Source organism: Chitinophaga filiformis (genome assembly GCF_021646545.1).
Lineage (GTDB): Bacteria > Bacteroidota > Bacteroidia > Chitinophagales > Chitinophagaceae > Chitinophaga > Chitinophaga filiformis_A.
Genome location: NZ_JAKIRP010000009.1, coordinates 286,741 through 308,823 on the forward strand (window position 1 = coordinate 286,741; position 22,083 = coordinate 308,823).

Annotated in this window: 14 protein-coding genes; 5 read left to right on the forward strand and 9 right to left on the reverse strand. The window is 46.5% G+C overall.

Annotated elements, in window-relative coordinates:
- Positions 1-199: 199 nt before the first annotated feature.
- The gene (locus tag L3C95_RS21565; RefSeq protein WP_236390719.1) at positions 200-766 is read left to right on the forward strand and encodes a dihydrofolate reductase family protein; all 567 of its coding nucleotides are present in this window, start codon (positions 200-202) and stop codon (positions 764-766) included.
- A gap of 557 nt (positions 767-1,323) precedes the next feature.
- Here the strand turns inward: L3C95_RS21565 and L3C95_RS21570 are convergent.
- Positions 1,324-2,571 (reverse strand): hypothetical protein, encoded by a 1,248-nt coding sequence (locus tag L3C95_RS21570; protein ID WP_236390720.1) that lies wholly within the window; start codon positions 2,569-2,571, stop codon positions 1,324-1,326.
- 416 nt (positions 2,572-2,987) lie between these two features.
- Here L3C95_RS21570 and L3C95_RS21575 point away from each other — a divergent pair, with 416 nt between their 5' ends.
- Complete coding sequence (locus tag L3C95_RS21575) at positions 2,988-4,382, forward strand: right-handed parallel beta-helix repeat-containing protein (protein WP_236390721.1); 1,395 nt, start codon at positions 2,988-2,990, stop codon at positions 4,380-4,382.
- A 112-nt stretch (positions 4,383-4,494) separates the two neighbouring features.
- The gene (locus L3C95_RS21580; protein WP_236390722.1) at positions 4,495-4,860 is read left to right on the forward strand and encodes a VOC family protein; all 366 of its coding nucleotides are present in this window, start codon (positions 4,495-4,497) and stop codon (positions 4,858-4,860) included.
- Between the two features lie 55 nt (positions 4,861-4,915).
- On the opposite strand, the gene L3C95_RS21585 is transcribed toward L3C95_RS21580, so the two are convergent.
- The 8 genes from L3C95_RS21585 to L3C95_RS21620 form a co-directional block, all read right to left on the reverse strand.
- Positions 4,916-6,046 (reverse strand): serine hydrolase domain-containing protein, encoded by a 1,131-nt coding sequence (locus tag L3C95_RS21585; RefSeq protein WP_236390723.1) that lies wholly within the window; start codon positions 6,044-6,046, stop codon positions 4,916-4,918.
- A gap of 184 nt (positions 6,047-6,230) precedes the next feature.
- Positions 6,231-7,970 (reverse strand): tetratricopeptide repeat protein, encoded by a 1,740-nt coding sequence (locus L3C95_RS21590; protein ID WP_236390724.1) that lies wholly within the window; start codon positions 7,968-7,970, stop codon positions 6,231-6,233.
- Positions 7,971-8,245: 275 nt separating this feature from the next.
- Complete coding sequence (locus L3C95_RS21595; RefSeq protein ID WP_236390726.1) at positions 8,246-10,465, reverse strand: alpha-N-acetylglucosaminidase; 2,220 nt, start codon at positions 10,463-10,465, stop codon at positions 8,246-8,248.
- 141 nt (positions 10,466-10,606) lie between these two features.
- Entirely contained in the window at positions 10,607-12,226 is a 1,620-nt protein-coding gene (locus tag L3C95_RS21600; protein ID WP_236390728.1) for a RagB/SusD family nutrient uptake outer membrane protein, read from the reverse strand.
- Positions 12,227-12,249: 23 nt separating this feature from the next.
- Positions 12,250-15,639 (reverse strand): TonB-dependent receptor, encoded by a 3,390-nt coding sequence (locus L3C95_RS21605; RefSeq protein ID WP_236390730.1) that lies wholly within the window; start codon positions 15,637-15,639, stop codon positions 12,250-12,252.
- A gap of 188 nt (positions 15,640-15,827) precedes the next feature.
- Positions 15,828-16,991 carry a FecR family protein gene (locus L3C95_RS21610; RefSeq protein WP_236390732.1) on the reverse strand — a complete coding sequence of 388 codons (1,164 nt, stop codon included), beginning with the start codon at positions 16,989-16,991 and terminating at the stop codon, positions 15,828-15,830.
- Positions 16,992-17,058: 67 nt separating this feature from the next.
- Entirely contained in the window at positions 17,059-17,622 is a 564-nt protein-coding gene (locus L3C95_RS21615) for an RNA polymerase sigma-70 factor (protein ID WP_236390734.1), read from the reverse strand.
- 313 nt (positions 17,623-17,935) lie between these two features.
- The gene (locus L3C95_RS21620) at positions 17,936-18,925 is read right to left on the reverse strand and encodes a hypothetical protein (protein WP_236390736.1); all 990 of its coding nucleotides are present in this window, start codon (positions 18,923-18,925) and stop codon (positions 17,936-17,938) included.
- Positions 18,926-19,184: 259 nt separating this feature from the next.
- On the opposite strand from L3C95_RS21620, the gene L3C95_RS21625 reads away from it, so the two are divergent.
- A complete protein-coding gene (locus L3C95_RS21625; RefSeq protein WP_236390738.1) occupies positions 19,185-20,522 on the forward strand; it encodes a hypothetical protein in 1,338 nt (445 codons plus the stop codon).
- Positions 20,523-21,217: 695 nt separating this feature from the next.
- Complete coding sequence (locus L3C95_RS21630) at positions 21,218-21,925, forward strand: SMUG2 DNA glycosylase family protein (RefSeq protein WP_236390739.1); 708 nt, start codon at positions 21,218-21,220, stop codon at positions 21,923-21,925.
- Positions 21,926-22,083 lie beyond the last annotated feature (158 nt).

A 22,083-nucleotide genomic window follows, 5' to 3' on the forward strand; every position in this document is an offset into this window, starting at 1 on the left:
TGGAGGGCCGGGCGGATGAGAAGGTCAGCATATTCCTGTTATAGGGTAAAACCGGTTTTTAAGCCCGGATTTCGAATGGGTACTTAATCCGGGTATATGATGTCAATTAGAAGCAACGCGGCTAAAAATTGCGTTATTTGCAACAATAAAAGGGTTTTTAGCGGAACCTGGAAGAAACATAAAACTTAAACCATACGACATGAGAAAAGTAATTGTAAATCTTGCGGTAACACTGGACGGCTTTATTGAAGGTCCCAACGGAGAAATAGACTGGTGTATCACTGACGATGGACCAGGGTCGGAAGAGGGCATTATGTCCCATTTTGACGCGTTTCTGGCGCAGATCGACACTATCTTCTACGGACGGGTGAGTTATGACCTCTGGGGCCAATATCAGCCTGCAGCCGATGCCCCATTACCGGAAAAGAAACTCTGGGAGAATGTACATAGTAAAAGCAAGTATGTTTTTTCAGCAGAATCGAAAGAAAGTAGCGACGCAGTGTATGTCACATCCGATATCGCCCGCAGGGTAAATGAAATGAAGGCCCAGCCGGGAAAGGACATCTGGCTCTATGGCGGCGCTAAACTAATCACCACGTTTGTGAACCTGGGGCTTGTCGACAATTACCTGCTGGCGGTGCATCCCGTGATACTGGGAGGAGGGAAACCGTTGTTTTCAGACCTGAAAGACCGGACCAACCTGAAACTTAACCGGGCTGTTCCGTCAACATCCGGCGTGCTGCTGCTGGATTATGAAAAATCTTAAAGTGAACGGTGCTCGAAAGAGCGTTTGACCTGGGAGCATGTGACCAGGATGTAACTAGCATATGACCAGGATTAACTTCCGATTATCTTCCGATTCAATCGGAGGATAATCGGAAGTTAATCCTGGTCATATGCTGGTTACATGCAACTCACATCCAGTCAAAATGCTGTTGCTGACTTTAGCATCACATACAGAAAAAGGGGCTTATAACCGAATCAGGTGTCTTTATGACAGGATTAAGGGCCTTTCGTATACATTGTTTAAACCGCATAGGAGTCTTTCCTGATATCGCGCTACGGGCGTTGGGGAGTGCCACCCGAAAAAAAGCGCTTTCCTGCAGTGGAGGAAAATGCAGTTAAGGGACAGCATTCTGCAGTTCGAGGACAGGATTTTGCAGTTAAAGGACAAAGTCCAAAACTGCATGCTGATCTTCCATAACATTGCATGAAAGACTACGGGAAAGTGTCATCCGGAGGACAACACTTTCCCGCAGTGAAAGGAAAGCTCCTTGACATATTGGATTAAAAGATTACTAAAATAAGGGATGTTGGTGGGCGTCAGGGCCTGGTATCCTCCCGCAGCCAGTAACGGACCTTGCTGACATGTCCGGACCTGAGGTCCCATATATAACAGCTGGCATCCAATGCGCCTACATTCCATACTTCCCATTCGTTATCATTGAGGCGGCGCGCATAACTGTTTACCCCGAATATGGCATTATGTTGTACCCGTCTTGCATAATCTTTCCCATTAAGCTCAAAATAGGACAGTGCCGCCATCTGTATGGCAGAAGCCCACTGGTGCGGATATAAGATGGTTGCAGCATTGTAAATGCTATCCCTGTAAGGTGTAATGTCGTCTTCTGCTCCGGTCAGTTCTTTAAAACCGGGAAGTGAGGCCGGAGGCTGTTCCAATGAGCGCAACTCCTGTTCTCTCGCTGTTCTGTAGCGGGCACGGTTGTTGTTGAGAAAAGCTGCCAATTTTACAGTTTGCAATTGTCTGTTACGATAATAACTATCCTCATTGGTATATCCGGTGGCGGGATAGCTGTCCCAGATCGATTGGAGAAGATCATCCATCAGGTGGATGGTTTTGTTAGCTGGTTTTGCGATGGAGTGAGGCCACTGGATTTTCAAATATGCCGGATCATCAAGCCTGGTGCGGCTGGCAGCTGTGATGATACCCCGTCTCACGTCATACCGGAATGAAACTGCCAGCAGATGATCGGCAGCCCATACCTGCCAGCTATCGCCGGAAAGATGCTGGGTATACACCTGCATGCCATATAGTCCTTTTGTACGATAGTAGCGAAGTGCGTGTTGTTGTAATGTGGAATCAGAAAACATGGCCACAGTGAACATTGAATTGGCAATTTGCGCGGTCATTGTCGGATCGAATGTGCGGAGCAGTACCACTGCGAAGAGATCAATATTGCTGGTCAGACTACGCGGGTCGCGGAGGCTGGTGGTATCCCAGTCGAGTGCCAGCAATGCAGGCGGCGGAGGCGCATGTTGTACAAATTTTGCCGAACGCACCGCTGCGTATTTGTCGCCATTTGACTGACTGAATGAATTGAAAGCTTTGATGAATGCAGCATTGCGGAATTTTTCCGTGCGCTGTACAATTTCGCTGTCGGGAAGACTGCTCATCATTTTCTCAAGCTCATACCAGCTTTGCCGGTTTGTATTGGTGAATAGGTCTATGGATTTCAGCAGTTCTTTTTCTTCTGTTGCTTTGGTAGTCTGGGAATAGACCATGCCGGTGATCATAGTCCATATGACTGTCAGGCAGACAATTTTTCTCATATACAGCAAGGGTTTTCAGTTAATAATGATGCCTTGTTACAGGCGACACAAGATAGTAAACAGTTACTAAATTCATTGATTAGTTACAGTTACTGGATATATTTTCGTTTAGTTGAAAATTATTTTCGCTTCTCATTTCAAATAATAATTTTTAGATTTGCCACCGCATTAAGGGGGCAAATTGTCATTTACTTTTATCGTCATGGAATGTTCGGCATCGGTTTAATGTGAGCGATGCATGCCAATGAAGACCAACAGAAGAGTTGAAGGACCATTGGAATTCACAATGGAATAGAAGAGGAATACACTGCAACGAGTCATTTAATTTATACACCTGTTTAAATCTGATTAATCACAACATTAATGGGGTGCGCAGAGTTACCGTGCCCTAAATTTTAACTGTATCCTACTGCAACATGAAAAATCGCAATTACATTGTCCAATCAATGATTGGCGCAGCTATGCTTTTTCTGGCTGCCAGCTGCCAAAAAGAAGACATTTTACAAGAAAAACTAGACACAGACAATGGCCTGTCTGTCATCACAACAACTACAGGAAGACAATTTACACTTGTTCCTGACGCCTATGGCCGCCTGCTTATTGACAATTCAGCAAAGACTTATTTACCCGGAGACGTCATCAACCTGAAAGGCACATTTAAAGCTGTACAGGTTGTAAATCTGAGTGGGAGCGCTTCAGCTCCTATTACTATTCGCAACCTGACAGGTACCACCGTAACGATCGGTAATCCTTCCTGGAATGGTGGCGCCTATGGGGTAGCATGTGTTTTCTGGAATTGTCATTACATTCGTTTCGGCGGACAAGCAGGCCAGTCACAGATGATCATCAGCGGTTCTACCCAGGCTGCAAAAGCATCTTACTATGACCTGCAGATCGGCAACAAGAGCGATAACATTGAAGTCTCCAACATGACCATCCAGTATGGTGGAAACGGTATCGTAGCGAAAACAGATCCTGTAAGGGGAGATGCCACTACAGTGTATCCAAACACCACTATGTCGAATCTGAAGATCCATGATCTGTTGATCAGGAACACGACAAATGAGGCGATGTATATCGGTCATACAGCTACCTATTGGGATCTGACGGCTAATGCTCCTTACTACGGCGCCACATCGTCAATGACTGCCACTCACCAGTATGTACAGCCCATCATCTGGCGGAATGTGAAAATTTATAACAACAAGGTTCAAAACATAGGACTGGATGGTATTCAAACGGCTGCGATCGATCAGCTGGAGATTTACAGGAATGAAGTGACCAACTGGGCTACACAGAGGAATTCCGCACACAACGGCGGTATCCTGATAGGTGGACGTACCACAAACACTAATACACACGACAACTATGTACACGACGGCTGGGGCGAGCTGTGTCAGTTCTATGGTTCTGGTGGAAGCGGGGTTACCCATATCATCCACAATAACCTGTTCAAGGGTGGATCGCTCGATGGCGTGAGCATGAGAGGGTACTCAAATGCGATCGTGCAATTCACCAACAATACCATCGCGTATACAATGGGAAACAGCCTGCGTATCAATGGTACCACTGGTCAGACAGGTGTGCAGATCATCAATGCAAATGCCTTTATCAGACCGGTAAACGCGAGAACGCCTATCTATGCTAAGAATTACATTTACCTGGAAAATGGTGCCCGGGTAGCGGAAGGTACCAGTACACTGGTGAACGGGAAGTTCCCGACCTGGCTATCGGCGAAGGTAGACGCCACTTACTTTCAGCCGCTGGCAGGCTCCCCGATGGGCAGCGCTGGCTACAGAAGGCTGTATTAACGGCGTCAATAAATTAATGATTCGTTGCAATGAAGCCCGGACAATTTGTCCGGGCTTTGTTATACCTTTAATCTGTAAGCCAGGCCCCTGATAATCACTAAAAACACAACCCATGGAACATAAAGCTATATCCATCCGGCCATTCATCGGCGCTAAAAATTTTGAGGTGTCCCGTAATTTTTACCGGGACCTTGGATTCGAGGAACATGTCCTCTCTGCCGATATGTCCGTTTTTATAACTGGTGAACTGGCATTTTATCTCCAGCAGGCATATGTGAAGGATTGGATAGATAATTCTATGATCTTCCTCGAAGTGGAGGACGTAGACCGTTTCTGGAATGAAGTGCAGACACTAAACCTGCCCGCTAAATATGAAGGTGTGAAACTGACACCCATACGAACATATGACTGGGGGAAGGAGTGTTTTGTGCATGACCCATCAGGTATCCTCTGGCACATCGGCCAATTTTCAAAGTAGGTTAATGCGCTGCGCGCAGGACAATCCTGTTTCCGGGAAAGAAGCCGGTATTTTTTTATTTCTCAGCAGCGGGAACGATATAATCTCTCATTATGGCCGCACTATTCTTCCGGATATCCCATTTGTTGTAGTTGCCGGCAGTAATAACCACCACAAGATCATGTTCCTTGTCAAAAATGATCCGCTGATCGCCATTGCCGACGCAGTTCACTACGCTTACCGGCTTATTATCTACAGTATCGTTCCAGATCCAGAATTGGTAGCCATAAGCACCGCCGGGGCGCTTTACATGCGGTTGAAAGGACGCTTTTACCCAATGGGCCGGAACTACCTGTTTGCCCTGCCAGATGCCATTATTACTGTACAGCAGGCCGAACTTCAGCAGGTCCCGGGAACGCAGGCGTAAGCCCGAAGCGGCTGCTGGTATGTTGGTGCCCGGATATTTCAGCCATTCGAAGGCGGTGATGCCTAATGGCTTAAACAGGTATTCGCGGGCAAACTGGTCTACCGGCTTGCCGGTCGTGCGTTCGATGATGGCTGCCAGCAGCTGGGTAGTGCCTCCGTTGTATTTCCAGACCTGGCCGGGAGGCGCCTCCATCGGCTGACTGAGTACATATCCTACCGGATCGGGGCTCATGATCATCCTTATTTCGCTGTTCTCCGGGTTGTCGTAGGGAACATCTTCATTCCATACCAGGCCGGAACTCATAGAGAGCAGGTGTTCGATAGTGAGTGTTGATTTCAGGCCGGTATCCTGTGCAGCGTAAGCAGGAAAGAAACTGAGCACCTTCTGGTCAACGCTTTTGATCTTTCCCTGCTGTATGGCAATCCCGACACAGGCAGATACAATACTTTTGGAGATGCTTCTGATATCATGCAGGCTGTCCTGCGCATGCGGCACCACACCAATGGCATTACCCCAGTGCTGATCTTCGCCCGGCCAGTAACGTTCATATACCAGCTTGTTGTGACGGCTGATCAGCAGGCTGTGAATGTTAGGGTAGGTATTTTTGCCTATCTCTTCTGCCAGCATGTTTATCTTGTCCTCGCTTATCTTTTCGTCCTTCAGCGTCGCAATGGAAATACCATCCGCCAGTTTCGCAGGATAGCCGTTGTTTGTCTGCTGTTGGGAGAAGGCCGGGTAAACGATCGACAGCAATAATAAGGTCGTGATGAGATGCTTCATTTGGATTAACGGTTAATGTTCAAAGTGGAATATAAAGGTTTTTGGCGGATTATGCATTAGCAGATGCTGCTGCGACTATCTCCCGGTGTCTGGTGCCCCAGCGGACCATGGGACCACCCACCTCACGTACCAGTTCTCAAAACGTTTAGTGCCTGTGTTTGTTACGCTCGTGAGCATATATGCGCTAATAAACAGATGCGGGAGGCAATTCGTCCGCCATTGCGAAAGCATCGTTGAATGCCGCCTTGTATTTGCCTGCTTCCTTCGGCTTACGCTGCATGAGCAGACTTTGATGCAGGCCCAGTAATGCCCAGCCATTGCCGGGATTATGGATAAGGTCCTGCCGGTATACCTGTTCTGCTTTCGCTGCTTTCTTCAATTGCAACAGGCGCGCGCCCAGGAAATGACGTGCGGGTATAGGCCATTCCTTTGGTTCACGATAGATCAGATTGTCTTCGCCGGCAACGGCGGCTTCAAGTGCGCGTATTGCGGCGTCATGTTTTCCTTGTGCAAAGAGCAGTTCACCTTTTAAAATAGCTTCCGCAATGGTTGCTGATTGTATGGCGCTATTGAAAGGCATGTTCCTGACACGTAGGGCGCTGTCTTTCAATAGCGCCTGCAATTGTTGCAGGTGCTGACGGGCGGCGGATGTATCAGACTGCTTTACCAACGTCAGTCCTTTCCCGAAATGGTTCAACAGTCTCGCGTAATGAAGCGCAGTATCCGGTTCCGGCATCGCAGTGATCTCATCCCATTTACCCGATCTGATCGCATTGAACATCGGCATCATGGAGAGGTATTGAAAGAAGGTACTGGACAGATGCTTCGGATAGTTGTCGGTTAAGATGTGATGAAGATGACCGGACATTTCTTTGCCTTTTTCGTACATATTGGCGTTCATCGCGCAATAGGTCCCAACGGCATCGTAATGTGTCAGCGCAAATACGCCTAACTTAAGATGAGCCGCCAGTGTATCATACTGCAGCACCAGTGACGATGCCGCCTTGTTTACTTCCACACCTTTCGTATAGAGACCATTCCGCTGATACATATGGCTGGACATGTGTACCATATGAGGTACGCCGGGCAGCGCATCTTTCAGCACATCTGCACTGTGTAATGCTTTTTCCGGGTGCAGGGAAGCTTCGACAAGGTGTATCTGATAATGCAACGCTGCAGGATGGTGTGGATGTGCTTTCAGTATCTCATCGCAATAGGCTACCAGCTGCGGCGTCCATGCTTTGGGCGTACCATCGGTTTGCCAGAAGTCCCAGACATGTTCCAGCATCACAGCATCTATGTACAATGCCTTTATATCGGCATCAGCAGGATATTTTGTAATTAATGCAGCCAACGCCAAAGCATATGCGCGGTTTAATTCACTGCGTTTGTTGTCGGTAAGATCATTGGAATAGCGCGCATTCATCACGTTCACCAGGTCTTTCTCTTTTTTTGTACCATTCGCCGCTGCCTCGTTCATTTGTTTCAGCACGGACAATACGCCGGGCGGCATTTGATAAAAGTAGGCGTTATAATAAGGGCCCATGGCCAGTGCTTGTCCCCAGTAAGCCATGGCGCATGTAGTGTCATGCCTGGCGGCTTCCCTGAAGGAGGCCAGCGCCTCGGTAAGATGATAGCTATAGTACATGTTCAGTCCCTGGTCGAAAAAGAACTGCGCGCTGTCATTGACGGTCGAAACGGGATAGTGGTAATCACCCCAGCCGGGAAATACAGGCGCATATCGTCCACTTGCGTCAGGCAGGATGTCTTTGTGAGGCGGTGGCGCACAGGCGATGGAAACCCGCTCCTCCGATACGTTGTTACTGCGTGTGGAAGCTGTTCTATGTTTATCGGCGGCGAACCGGAAAGAGAAGAGTGTTAAAAGAGAACAGGCTGGTATCACCAGTAAAAGATGCTTTCTCATGGTGACCAAATTTTAGATATTGAAGTTACGAAATATCGGGAAGTAGTGTATCACTCCTCGTCAGAGGGGTAAACAAGGTAATCTTTCTGATAGGACGTTTAAGTTTGCCGGAATTGCGCTGAGTTCAGATATGGGTAGCTTTGCTCTCTGAGGTATCAATTTATTCTGAAGAAGAAGTGGGCGATCAGTTCCCGATACACCCGCTTCTTGTTCAGACATCTGACCGTGGAAGGCTCGTTTATATGATTCGAAAAAAAACAACTTGCTTTTGATACTTACTCTTCTATTACTGATCTGTATTTATCATATAACCTGCGGGCGGTCTGTATACTATTACCCTGCGCAGTAACAGGGAATATTTTCCGTCGATTGACCCATTGCCATTCCCAGGCGCGTATTTGTTTGTCGAATGCCTGCAGATCGGGTTCCTTTCCTGTTCGCAGTGCCTGTTGCAGTATATCGAAGAACTGTTCCCAGCGAGGTTTATAGAAGTCGTTCAGTAGTCCGCTCCATTGGCGGTTGGCATATTCATGCAAGGGACTGTTGGCATCTCCCCATAAAGTGATCAGGTCGCGGGCATTGCGCTCATATAAAGCCTTTTCTGCATTGTTGTTGCCCCAGCTGCGGGCGGTAGCCAGCCAGGGACCGAGCATAAAGTCCTTACGGGTAGCCAGAAGTGCGTCCATATCGCTGATCAGTGTGAGGTAACGGGCGCTGTACAAACGGAAAGCCGCGCTGTCTTTCTCTCTGAACGCGCGTACCCATCGCTGTTGCAGCGGCTGTGCATAGTTTGCCAGTACCTGTCTGCTGATATCTACCAGGTCATAGCGGAAACCATCAGTATTGACACCCGCTGTAGCCGCTTTGATGAAAAGGTCCCATGCAGGCAACAGTTCATGTGGCGGATAATTGAGACGGGTACGTGTCCATTCGGCAGCAGAATCGAAGGTGGGACGGCCGGTAATGATGGATTCTGCACCATCCCTGATGGCCTGTCCGTTGTAGACGGTGTGTTTAAGAATATCCCAGGCTTTGAGCAGATCTTCATTTTCACTGCGGTAGCGGTTACGAATGTATTTATGCAGCCATTCATCCAGTTGTATGGGTTCGGATTGCCAGGTATGTTCCATCATCAGTTCATACAATACCGGATTCTGTTCAATCGCTTCCATGGTAAGGCCAATGCCTGCCATATTACCGGAATGGGTGTCATTCAACGCCAGTGCGGGTCCGGAAGCAGCACCCTCTATTCTTCCGAAAAGGTTGACATTACCGCCGAAGTTGTTCAACATATTCCATATCCACGGTTTACCGTAAAATGCATCCGTTCTTTTCCAGACAGGCTCAATTTCGGCAGCGAGGTCCAGCAGGATCATTTTATCGTTTGGTACAGCTTTCAGCAAGGCTTCTACCTGTGGCGCTTTCCAGAACTTCCTGTCACTATAGAACAGCCATCCCTGCATCACCCATACGGCGGCAGTATCTGCCTGTTTCATGCCTTCATAGACCCGCGCGCTCAATCCGGAGAGGAAGGCGGGATCATCGGAGGGAGGTTCGTTTTCATTGAAAGTATCCGCAGAGTACAAGTGATCAGTGCCATACAACTGTGTTTGTTTTTCCAGGAATTTCTTGCCCAGCATGGCAAAAAGAGGATCAGCCGCGTCCAGGATCTCCGTATCGGCAAAGCCGTTCTTCCAGTTGGTTGTTATCAGTTTGGCAGCAGGGAATTTCTTTTTGAAGGCCGTAGGCACATGACCGGTAAAAGCTGGCAATACGGGCTTCATGCCCAGTGCTCTTTCTCTTTGCAGGATCTTTACCTGTAAGGCATGATGGCTTTTCATCCAGCTGAGAGGCAAGGGGCCGCCCCAGCCATCCAGGTTGCCCATCCAGAACCAGGCGAAATAGGCCGGGCCGCTGAAGAAGTCCTGTAATTCCGCATCGCTGAATCCCATGTCCTTATAGACCAGGTACCATGTATATTCTTCTCCTGTGATGGCCAGCGGCATGTTAATGCCATGCAGCGCCATCCAGTCTATTTCCTTTTCCCAGCGTTCCCAGTTCCACCAGCTCATGGAATAATTGAACGTACAGTAGTTCAGGTAATAGCGGTATTGGTATGGAGAGCGTCGTTGCACCTTCTGAGGCACAGCAGGCAGGCGATCGGGAAGATGGAGGTTGGTGCCATTCCAGGTTATCTGGCAATGCGTGTATTCATTCAGGTAATGGTATAAGGCGGCTGCTATTGCCACACCGTTATTGCCTCTTAAAATGATCTTTCCCTTGCTGCTTTCTATTTCAAAAGCGTCTTTGTCTGATTGTGCCGGAAGTGGTTCTACCGCAAATGCGCCTGCCTTTTCGGGCAGTATCCTGCTGATCAGCGCAGTAGCTTCCGCTTTATTAAGCTGTGCGGCAGCACTGGAATAAAAGCAAACAGAAAGGAACAAGGCGATGTAATACCAGTATTGGCGTACTCTGGCCGGGAAAGAGATCTTCATTATCTGATATTGAAAAATTGGTTGTCGGGGTCCCGGACACTAACGTATCCTGTGGATCCTCCGGTGAAATTAAGTACTTGCTGATAAATTTTACACCCGGTGTGCTTATACCGGGTGTAAAATTTATGTTGTACGATGGTGTTACTGCGCATACCCCGGATTCTGGACAAGCGCAGGGTTAAGCTGGAAGGCCGTAGTAGGGATGGGGAAGATGCGATGATTTGGGTCTGCATCTGTTTTGAACCCCCATTTTTCTTCATACTTGCCGAAGCGGATCACATCATTTCTATGCCATGATTCCCATGCAAATTCACGGGCTCTTTCGCTATAAATATCTTCCAGTGTCACAGCGCTCAATGGAGCGGAGGTACTACGCTCTGCTCTCAGCTGATTGACCAGTGTAAGTGCTGTATGACCCATTGTAGGGTTTCCTCCCCGTAATATAGCTTCCGCCTTCATCAGTATGACGTCTGAGTAACGGAAGAACGGAATATCATTTTTCTGGTTCCTGTTCAGTGAAGTGGCATCGGGATAGATCTTGATGTTGCGGTATCCCATATTCCATGCAATTTCGTCGTTGCCTACATCAAAGGAAGCTACATCCTGGCGGAGGGTCACTTCAGGCTTCAGCTCGATCTGGTAAGTAAAGGGAGCGGAGCCATCTGCACCGGTATAGAACTGGTCATACCCTTTCTTCGTAGTGGTAACAGTTGCCGGTGTTACGCCATCTTCCAGGTATTGCAGACCAGTGAGCCACTGTTTGTTCCTGATGTCACCAGGATCGTTAAAATTCGCATAGTATGAAGGCAGGGTGCAGATAGCACCATCCGGTGTAAAAGGAAGATGATACTTCTGTTGCGCCAGTCCTCTCGGGATATCATAGCGTGCATGCAGGTTCTGGCATCTGAAAGGAAGTGTGCTTGACCAGGAAGGGTCAAAAGGTATTGCAAAGATAAACTCCTTCATCTGCGGCCCGTTATTGGGATAGAACATCTGCAGGTAGGTGTTTTTAGGTTCCAGCGCATACTGGTTGGATTGTATAACATTATCGCAGGCGGCGATGCAATCATTATTTCTTTCAGTGCCTGTATAAATTTCAGCGTTCAGGTACATTTTCGCCAGTAAGGTATAGGCCATCCATTTATTGGCCCTGCCATACGTAGCAACAGGATCTGTGCCGAGGTAGGGGATACATGCTTTTATTTCCTGTTCTACGAAGGTAAACACCTGGGCGCGGGGAGTATTGGGCTTTGGCGTGAAGTCGCCGTTCACTGTATCGATGGGGACGTTGCCATAGTTATCCATCATCATGAAATAAGCCAGCGCACGGATCATTCTAAGTTCTGCAAGATTAGTCTGTTTAAAAGTTCCTTCCGGTGCATTTTTAGATAGGATCGATATCGTTTGGTTCACTGTTCCAATGATAGTGGAAAGCCAGGTCCAGTTCCCGTTTACCAGCCCATTGTCTTTAGTCCATGTGTGGTAGTGCATTTGTTGAAATTCCGCACCGTTGTACCAGTTACCTCCTTTTGCGGGGAAGATGGCTTCATCGGTGGATAGCGTCTGCAGGAAGAAGTATTCCACCGAAATGTTTCCTCTCAAAGCTACATAGGCGGGGCCTGATGCCGCAACAAACTGTGCGCTGTCCCGCGGAAATACATCCGGCGTTAATTCACTTGTGATTGGCATATCGAGTTTATAACAGGCTCCCAATACGCTCATCAGCAAAGGAATGCTTATATATTGAAGTAGTTTTTTCATAATGAATATTTTTACTTGTTCACTTACAGGGATAGGTTTGCGCCAAATAAGAAAGTACGTGTCTTCGGGTAGAAGTTATTGTAATCTACTCCTGGTGCTATGCCTCCCTGGTTCACTTCAGGGTCAACGCCTTTAAATCCGGTAATGACAAAAAGATTATTAACCGTTACATACAGCCTGAGTCCTTTGATATAAGGGCCAATTTTTTTGAAATTGTAGGCAAGGCTGGCATTGTCAAATCTCACATAGCTGCCGCTTTCAACAAAGCGGTCGGAATAGAGATATGCGTTGAAATCTGCCGCGCTTTCATTGGCCGCTTCTTTCAGGATGTTGGTATATTGGGCGGTAGCAGGTCTGAACAGGTCAGCCCTGGTCGCATTGAATATTTTGTTGCCGAATACTCCTCTCAGGAAGATGCTCAGGTCCCATTGGCGATAGTGGAAATTGTTGGCCCATCCCATCAGCAATTTAGGCTGTGCATTACCGATGTAATGATAGTCTGTACCGATAACGGGAGTAGTGGTGAGCTTACCATCGCCACCTACAAACTGGGAAACGCCATTGGCGTCTTTGCCGGCATATATGAGTGAAAAGAACTGTCCCAGTGGTTTACCTTCTTTCAGTATCTGCAGGGAGTGGCTGGACTGGCCGGCGCCTTCAGGGAAGGCCAGCAGTACGGAATCTCCTCCTGAAAAGAGCGGATTGGTCAGACTGGTGATCCTGTTCTGGTTATGTGCCAGATTCAGGCTGCTGGTCCAGCTGAAATTCTTGTTCTGTACCGGCGTAGCGTTCAGGCTTACTTCTATCCCTTTGTTGCGCATGCTGCCACCGTTGGCAACGATGGTGCCGGTTGGAACAAGTATCGGGTCTACCCTGTAGGAGTAGATCATACCGGTTGTTTTCTTGTTATAGACATCAACTGAAATGTTGAGTTTACCCTTGAGTATACCAAAGTCGACACCGAGATTGGTAGTTGCTGTCTTTTCCCATTTCAGGTCCGGATTGGCCGCCTGTATGGGACCGCTTGCAGCGATGGACATTCCGTTGTAATAAAACACGCCGACTGTACCGGAGATGAAGCGGGAAGTATAAGCGTTAAAACCGGATGCATTACCTGTTACACCATAGCTGGCTCTCAGTTTTACATCGCTCAGCGCGGTGATATCCTTCATGAAGTTCTCCTGGCTTATGCGCCATGCAAGACCTACAGAGGGGAAATAGCCCCATTGGTTGTTGACGCCGAATACAGAACTTCCGTCTCTTCTTACAGATCCCTGTACGAGGTATTTGTCGCCGTAGTTATAATTCAAACGGGCAAAGTTCGAGATCAGTCTGTTCTCCTGGTAAACTCCATTCGCACCAAGGCCTATCTGGAAGCCGGATACGGCATAAGGGTTGCTCAGGGCCAGGTTATTATAACTGATATTATCTACCGGGAAATTGCTGGTAGTTACCTGGAAGCCTTCACCCACTTTGTTGTTCTGCCAGGAATATCCTAATACCATGTTGATGGTATGCTTTCCGAATGTTCTGTCCCAGGTCAGGAATGTTTCCAGGATCTTTGTTGTATTCTGGTAGGAGTTCCTGGTCGCCTGTCCGTTCTGGCCGAAGGTCTGCGGTGTATGATAGCCTAATCCGGGATTAGGGTTATCATACATGCTGTTATAATTTGTCGTGAAATATTTGTTATAGTATTCACCGTGTAAAGAGGTGAAGCCGACATAGGATAGATTAAGATCGTACGTAAATCCGAAGGGGAGTTTCACCTGGGTGGTGAAGCTGCCGACAAGATTGTTGTATTTGGTGTTCATCTCGCTGTTGTTCATCATCGCAACAGGATTATAATAGCTCTGTGTGGCGAAGTTCTCAAACCAGGAACCGTCTGCATTTTTAACAGGCGAAACAGGCAGGTGCAAGGCTGATTGCAGGAGTACCACGTTACGATAGGGGATATCATCGGCATTGCTGTTGGAGTTCATCACATTCAGGCCAAATTTAACCTTGTCATTCAACGCGTATTGTTCCAGCTGCAGGCGGGCGATGACACGTTCCAGATCGCTATTCAGGAGGATACCTTCTTTCTTTGTATAGTTCAGGCTTGCGGCATATGAGCTATGGTCTGTGCCTCCGCTCAGGGAGAGGTTGTGGTTGTGCGATACGGCGGTACTTCTCTGTATAGCAGCCTGCCAGTCGGTATTGGCACCTTTATCATCTGCCGGAGAGAAGGATTGTCCATTCTTTGAAAGGAAGCTGCGTAATTCTTCGGCATTCATCATCTCCAGGTTGTTGGATACTTTTTCTATACCTGCATAACCGCTGTACGATACCTGTAATTGTCCTTTTTTCCCTCTTTTAGTGGTGACCATGATCACGCCGTTGGCAGCGCGGTTACCATAGATGGCGGTGGCGGCAGCATCTTTAAGCACATCCACAGAAGCAATATCATCGGGAGCGATCACAGAGATATCAGCGCCCGGTATACCATCAATAACATAGAACGGGCCCTGGGATGCGTTCAGCGTAGAAGCGCCACGCAGTACTACGGCGGCTACAGCATTCGGGTCGCCACTGGCAGAAACGTTCAGTCCCGGAACTTTACCTTGTAACAGCTGACCTACATCTGTAATGGCGCCTTTGTTCAGTTCATCTGCCTTTACAGTGTTTACAGCGCTGATAAGGTTTTGACGGGATTGTTTACCGTAACCTACCACTACCACGTCACTAAGGCCAAGCGCGCCGGAGGAGAGGGCTATCGTAATAGTATTGCGTCCGTTTACCGGTACTTCCTGCGGCTGGAAACCAATGTAACGGAATACCAGCACTGCATTATCCGCTAGTCCTGTCAGCTGGTACTCGCCATTGGCATTGGTTTGTGTGCCCTTGGAAGTACCTTTTACCTGTACAGATACGCCGGGCAGGGGATTCCCCTTTTCGTCCGTCACCCGGCCGGAAACGTTGCCAGCGGCTGCTTCTTCGGGTACAACCATCAGCAGGTCATTCTGCCGTGGTTTTACCACTACTGTTTTATTGACGATCTCGTAGGTGAAGGGCTGTTTTTTGAAGATGAGGTCCAGCACATACCGCAGATCGCCGTTTTCTACCTGTACGTTCACCTTTTCTGCATTTTTCAGCATGCCTATTTTGTAGAAGAACAGGTATCCGGTTTTCTCTTTGATTTCCCGGAACACCTCTTCCAGTGGGCGGTCCTTTGCAGATAAGCTCAGCTTTTGTGCATAGCTGGCGGCGCTTACCTGCAGACAGGCGATTGTCAGTAAAATGGTGATCATTTTCATAACCAGTAGAATTTTGCGCACAGGGAATAGCGTCACTTTCTTTGCTATGCTGCGATGTTCAATTTTGGTTGGCGGAAGTCCGGGCATACCTGTGGCTTCCACATAATCATACAATTGCATAGATTTGCAGTGTTTGGGTGAGAGTGATAATTGATCTTCAGCGGATTGTTTATTGCCAGTATAACCCAAACGTTGCAGGGGCGGGCTCAATCGCCCCTGTTTTATTACAGGTTATACGGCAGGTGGAATCAAGGTGCGTTGTCCATACCTGCATTCAATTTTGGTTGATAAAAGTTGTCTTTACGGTGTCAGGATCTTACCATTATCTTATGTCCCTGTACGGTGAATTTAACCCCACTAGCTTCGAGTATTTTCAGAACGGCCGTTATATCTGAGTTTCTGTCTATTTCACCCTGGAAGCGATCCTGTGGAATGCCATCCGGGTATACAATTTCTGCGTCGAACCAGCGGGCCACTTCCCGCATTACTTCTTCTATGGAGGCGTTGTTGAAGCTGAACAGGCCATTTTTCCAGGCGATAGCAGCGTCGATGTCGGCCCGTACAACCTTTAGATTGCCGGTATGATCCATTTTAGCCTGTTGTCCTGGTTTAAGCAATGCCTCACCGCCAGCGCTCTGTACTTTCACTGCTCCCTGTAATAGTGTGGTGTTTACAGATTGTTCATCATTGTAGGCCATGACATTAAAATGCGTCCCCAATACCCTTATATGCATATCACCCACTTTTACAATGAAGGGGCGGGAGGCATCGGCAGCCACTTCAAAATAAGCTTCACCATTGAGAGTGACCTGCCTTTCCCTGCCTGTAAAGGCAGCGGGGAAGGTCATGCTGCTGGCTGCATTCAACCATACCACTGTTCCGTCGGCGAGTGTGATGTTGTATTTGCCGCCACGGGGCACAGAAAGTGTATTGAGAACGGCCGGTGTACTGCCCGCCTTTCCCTGTTCACTGTTATAGACGAGTTGACCGTTATTGAGTTTGATGATCTTAGTATTGTTCTGCTGTCCGAGGGCGCCATTCTGTTCGTCTTCAAGCGTTATTACGGCGCCGTTGGCCAGTGTAAGGGTAGCTTTGTTACCACCTGGTTTGAGCCGGGCGGCTGCCTCTTTATTGTTGGCTATGGATGATGGCTGGTCCTTCCTGACGGTATACCAGTAGATACCTGTTGCAATCATCAACACAATTACCGCTGCAGCTGCGCCCAGGTATCTGACGGGTATCCTTTTATACAATGTAAGAGGCCTTTTTTCTTCCATTCGGTCCCTGATCTGTTGTAGCAGCTGTTCGCGGAGCTCCCGGGAGGAATGCGCCGTTTCATCGTGCCACTCAACAGTACCTTCAGGTACACTATTATACCATGCTTCGAACAAAGCCTTTTCTTCCTGGCTGATAGTTCCTTTCAGCCATTTATCGGCAAGCCGGGATATCTGTTCTGATGTCAGATCGCTCATTGTAGGGCCTCTTTTATATATAGTCTTCGGATAAAGGCAGTTTCCCTTAGTGCGCTGAAAAAAAAAATTACCAGAGGAAAAAGGAGTGGAGATGCTGGAGGGAGGTACGCAGCGTTTTTAATGCCTTGGAGATATGGGCTTCTACGGTCTTAATAGAGATATTAAGGGTCCTGGCAATCTGTTTTTCACTCATACCTTTTTCCCTGCTCAGGCGGAATACCAGGCGGCATTTTTCGGGGAGGGTTTGTACGGTTTGTTCCAGCTCCTGGCGTAATTGCTGGTAGCTAAGCCATTGTTCTGTGCTGGCATCGGCTTCATCCTGAACGAGGAGCGAACTTCTGGCCTGTTCTGCTTTACGTTTGGCTAAGAGGGTCAGTATTTTATATTTGAGTGCGGCGGATATATATGTATGAAAAGAATGTTCCAGGGAAATGTTACCAGCCCGTTTCCAGATGTCGAGGAAAACTTCCTGTACTACCTCCTGGGCGTCTGCAGATGATTGAAGGCGAATGTAGGCGAGTGTGAGCAGCCTTTCCCAGTAACGCTCGTATAGCGTCGTAAAAGCGGCAGCATCCCTGTGTAATTGGATCTGTTCCAGTAGTTCTTCATCATTGTAGGAATTCTTACGCATGACAATCTAAGATACGTAGTGAGTATAAATATACAAAAAGCCGGGATATATTGTCATATGTACAATAAAGTGGGATTAGGGAGAAATGATATATTAGGGGAGGCGTAGACATAAAAAAGCCATCCGGGGTGAATCAGATGGCCGAATAATTTTTGACTTTACATTTTATTCTGTCCTTAAATTCTTCACCGGATTCACCAGCGCGGCCCGCATAACCTGAAAAGTAGTAGTGATGAGCAACAATAGAAGTGTTATTGCTCCGGTAGCTTCCCTGGCCAGTAACGGCAGTATCCCGGCTACGCAGGGGCCAGTACTAATGTGAGGTATCGTTTTGCTTAGTACTGCATGCTAACAATATTTCAGCTACTTCTTTCAGATAAATCCTTGCATAGAAAGCAAAAACTGCAAAGTGAAAATGTAGTTTCTTTTGCAGTTCTTCGACACGCTCGGAAGAGTCGCCCAATCTACTATCAGAAGGAGTCCCCATAAAGTGAAATGGTTGGATTCTTATAATGGGTTGGTCTATCTGTCCTTTCAGATAATTTGACTCGGTGATAGGATGTGCCAGCTGGCTCGAAAATGCTTCTATCAGGAAGGGCGGAAATTCGAGATATCCATATTTCAATTCTTTCTCTAGTGCTGCATAGTTGACATAAAACCCCAATTTTATGCCATTCCCGATATCTTTAGCATATCGTTTGATTTTCTTTGTAGAGACTTCTTTCTGCAATGGATATTCCGGGAGAAACTGCGCAAATAATTTCTCGTAATATTTGAGCGTAGGGCTGACATCAAAAAATGAATAGAGCGTTGCTAGAGGTTCTCCACTGATTGATACCACTAATTGTCCTGAAAGTACCATTTCCCTTATACCATTGGGATCTCTGTCTTTATAGAAGATGAAATTCTCAGGTTTCTCAATACTGGCCCAGTATTTATTCAGTAATTCCTGTTCGAACGCATACCAGTTTAATGAGGCTTGTTTCCAGGTCGAAGGATCGTCAATTTCAAAAGAATCTTCATCGCATTCATCTCCTAAATCGTCGTCAAGCAGAGTTCTATAGTCAACAACAGACAAAAGACCCTCTTTGAAGCGATGGGATAGCATTTTGCATGCAGTCTCCTTGTCCAGACGAATTTTTGGGTATTTAAAATAATAGTCTTCCATCGTTGACCTGCAAAGATGAAATTCCGGAGTATCGAAAAGAGATGATAACCTGGTGATGAATTTATCCGTTCTCTTTTTGCTGGTTTCTTTTAAAAACTCTCTGAATGTATCATTAAATAGAGAAATATTTTCCATAGTGATGGGCATTAAAAATTGTGCGACGATGCTTCAAGCATTGGATTTGATTGTAAGTTTAGTAAAAATAATAATATATAGGATCTATACATCACGGGAATGTGCTTAAAATAGCCAGACGAAATACCAACTAGTTGGTATTTTTTACAAATGAATAACCTGCTAGATTTGCTTACAGGGATGTGTTAGGTGGCTTGAATCACCGTAAAGTAGCCCCTGTCCTGGTTAAATTCTTCTCATTTCTTTTAAAACTTTATTTATGAAAGTAGTTATACCTGTTTTCATTGTGGCCTTTCTTTGTTTGAATGTAAGCAAAGCACAGGACAAGTACAGTATAGGTTTTGACAAGGTAAAGGACACCGTTCTTAGAAGCAACACTGGTGCAAGTTTTATAAGCCTGCAGATCAAGGTCGGCAATATAGGAGAAGCATTTAAGGATTATATAGTAAATGTAGCGGTGGAAAGGGCGAGCACCATTCGCCAAGACGACTTCGAGGTAATTGATCCTATAAGTGGGACGTCATTGAATGCGATGATGAAGAACAAAAATGTTTTCACGATCAAGCTCAACCCTAGTGATCCCAATTACATCCAGGTTGAACCCCTAAAGCTAATTTTAAAACTGTCTGTAAGGAAGAAAAAAGATGACAAAGAAGATGTTGATAGTGAAGATAATAATGAGTCTGGAGCTACGAGCATAGAGTTGATAGTTTTGCCTCCGAATAAGCTATTAACTGATTACCGCTTTCTGGGTTACCTTGGGACTAATTTTGATTTGGTTGACGGCGTAAAGGCACAAAACCTCTTCTTTGCTACAAATATTTTTATCGCAGAAACGAAAAAGATGGGGATTAGTCTTGGAGTGTACGGCAATCGTACAATGACCAGCACCGATTCTGCACGTGACATTACATTTACCTCAAGGATAGTCACTATTGACACAGGCCGTGCCGCATACTATAAGGATAGCGCTATGAAAGTGGTATCTAAGGTTTCAGATAATATTGGCGCATACATTACTCCGCTGTTCCGGCTTAATTTCTTTAAGGAAGGCGACTTAAAACTGTATTATGCTCCGCAGTTTGAGTTCATCTGGAGAAGAACGGTTCGGGAAACCTCGTATTTGAATAACCATAACTATGACATAGATACCATAACTAAACGGTTCCCACCTGGTACAGCGTTTTCGCTAGTTACTCCTTTGCGGAATAAGGTAAAACTCAATATATATGACGCTTATCTGGGACTGGCGGGTCTATTGCTTCGGTATGAAACGGAAGATATCAGTATTCGCGTAAGTTCTTCTGTTGGCATTAATATCAATTATACTCCCATTAGCTTCTTGTCGGCGAATGGGGAAATAGAAATGGTGAACCAGGTATATAAAAAGGATACGAGGGGATTCTTCTTTACACGCATGTGGATTACTGAGCCTAAGACAGGGTTGACAATGGGAGCGGAAGTGTCCAACTATTTTGGTTATACCAAGTCTGAACCTAAGGTAAGTAAGGCCCAGCCTTATTATAATGTGACGCTTTCCAAAGCATTCTTTTTGAAGGACTTGGCGCCGGTAGTAAAGCCATTGTCAGGGAGGTAAGGTACTTTTTATTGGGCCGATCGGATTATTACTATATCAATAGCGTTTTTAACCATTTAGTCAGAATTCTGAAGCTATTTAAAAATAGATGTTATGAAAAAGATACTAGCAGTAGTTATTTTAACTTCATTGGCAATCGTTGCAAGATCACAGACGGTTCCCAAAGTTACTAGGACAGATGTCGCGGAGGCGAAGGCTCATCCGCAATGTTCGGGAGGGAATCTTAAAGAAGATACGCAAGCAATGCCAGAAACAACAAGTAATGACATAAGGGTGGCGTCGTATATGCGACAGTTTCGGGCATATCGCGACAATACTCAACACAGCCCCAATATCATGATCCACATAAATGACGACAAAATTAAATCCGACGCCCGAATCAGGGACGTTACGCCTTCATACTTTCATATCGAGACATTTGGGCCCGCTGGAAACACATCGTATTGTTTCATCTATAATCAAATAACGCAAATCAACTACGACGGCAACGGGAATCTTCACATTTCCGCCAAACAGTAGTTGCCGGCGTTTTTGCCCCTGGTGGACTGTGAATGCCATCACTTGGCGAGTTTAACGTGCCTATTGGCTAATCTCCGGCTGGTAAGATACTAACAAATCAGTCTCCGATTTTCTTAAGTTATACATTAAAATTGATTTTCGCCGGTTGGATAGTATTTTTATGACTAAATACTATCATGAAGAAAACGACATTCGCCGAGCACGTCATTGAATTCAATACTAACCTGCATTATACCGGTACCCTGCCTCCGGGCATCAGGATCATGAACCCTTTCCGCGAACAGCCACAGGTGATGGATATTATGCAGCAATTTTACCGCAAGTATTATAATGATCATCACGAACGCCGTATGATCATGGGTATTAATCCCGGCCGCCTGGGTTCTGGTGCAACGGGTATTCCATTTACCGATACTAAAAGACTGACAGAAGTTGTAGGGATCAACATAGAAGGGCTGAAAACCCACGAGCCTTCGTCTGTCTTCGTTTATGATGTAATCAGCGCATATGGAGGACCAACCGCTTTCTACCATGATTTTTATTTTGCCTCCGTTTCTCCACTTGGATTTACGTCGGTGAAAGCGGATGGCTCCGAGATCAATTACAATTATTACGACAGTAAGGCCCTGACCAATGCGGTTTATGACTTTATGGTACGAAGCATCCGTCAGCAGCTGGAGTTTGGGATAGATACCCGTGTTTGTTACTGTTTTGGTACGGGAAAGAATGCAGCTTTCCTGAAGCAGGTGAATGAGAAGGAGCGGTTTTTTGAAACGGTCGTACCGCTGGAACATCCGCGTTTTATTATGCAATACCGTTTGAAGCGAAAAGAAGAGTATATCAGTAAGTATCTGGAGGCTTTTGCTGCTTATAGCGAGTCATAGCGTCAGGTAAGGCGCATGTTAGAGCCATTGTTTAATTATTGGCGGAAAACGAATTTGTATTTTAATCCGTATTAAAATGAGAAAAAAAACATAAGTATTATTATCGAATGTTTGAGAAAAAATAACTATTATTGCGCTCTAAAACGGGGGCAATTAAT

What these genes read in the sequence shown, in the direction of transcription:
- L3C95_RS21565 (WP_236390719.1), top strand. Translation starts at nt 200, where the DNA reads ATGAGAAAAGTAATTGTAAATCTTGCGGTAACACTGGACGGCTTTATT.
- L3C95_RS21570 (WP_236390720.1), bottom strand. Translation starts at nt 2,571, where the DNA reads ATGAGAAAAATTGTCTGCCTGACAGTCATATGGACTATGATCACCGGC.
- L3C95_RS21575 (WP_236390721.1), top strand. Translation starts at nt 2,988, where the DNA reads ATGAAAAATCGCAATTACATTGTCCAATCAATGATTGGCGCAGCTATG.
- L3C95_RS21580 (WP_236390722.1), top strand. Translation starts at nt 4,495, where the DNA reads ATGGAACATAAAGCTATATCCATCCGGCCATTCATCGGCGCTAAAAAT.
- L3C95_RS21585 (WP_236390723.1), bottom strand. Translation starts at nt 6,046, where the DNA reads ATGAAGCATCTCATCACGACCTTATTATTGCTGTCGATCGTTTACCCG.
- L3C95_RS21590 (WP_236390724.1), bottom strand. Translation starts at nt 7,970, where the DNA reads ATGAGAAAGCATCTTTTACTGGTGATACCAGCCTGTTCTCTTTTAACA.
- L3C95_RS21595 (WP_236390726.1), bottom strand. Translation starts at nt 10,465, where the DNA reads ATGAAGATCTCTTTCCCGGCCAGAGTACGCCAATACTGGTATTACATC.
- L3C95_RS21600 (WP_236390728.1), bottom strand. Translation starts at nt 12,226, where the DNA reads ATGAAAAAACTACTTCAATATATAAGCATTCCTTTGCTGATGAGCGTA.
- L3C95_RS21605 (WP_236390730.1), bottom strand. Translation starts at nt 15,639, where the DNA reads ATGCAATTGTATGATTATGTGGAAGCCACAGGTATGCCCGGACTTCCG.
- L3C95_RS21610 (WP_236390732.1), bottom strand. Translation starts at nt 16,991, where the DNA reads ATGAGCGATCTGACATCAGAACAGATATCCCGGCTTGCCGATAAATGG.
- L3C95_RS21615 (WP_236390734.1), bottom strand. Translation starts at nt 17,622, where the DNA reads ATGCGTAAGAATTCCTACAATGATGAAGAACTACTGGAACAGATCCAA.
- L3C95_RS21620 (WP_236390736.1), bottom strand. Translation starts at nt 18,925, where the DNA reads ATGGAAAATATTTCTCTATTTAATGATACATTCAGAGAGTTTTTAAAA.
- L3C95_RS21625 (WP_236390738.1), top strand. Translation starts at nt 19,185, where the DNA reads ATGAAAGTAGTTATACCTGTTTTCATTGTGGCCTTTCTTTGTTTGAAT.
- L3C95_RS21630 (WP_236390739.1), top strand. Translation starts at nt 21,218, where the DNA reads ATGAAGAAAACGACATTCGCCGAGCACGTCATTGAATTCAATACTAAC.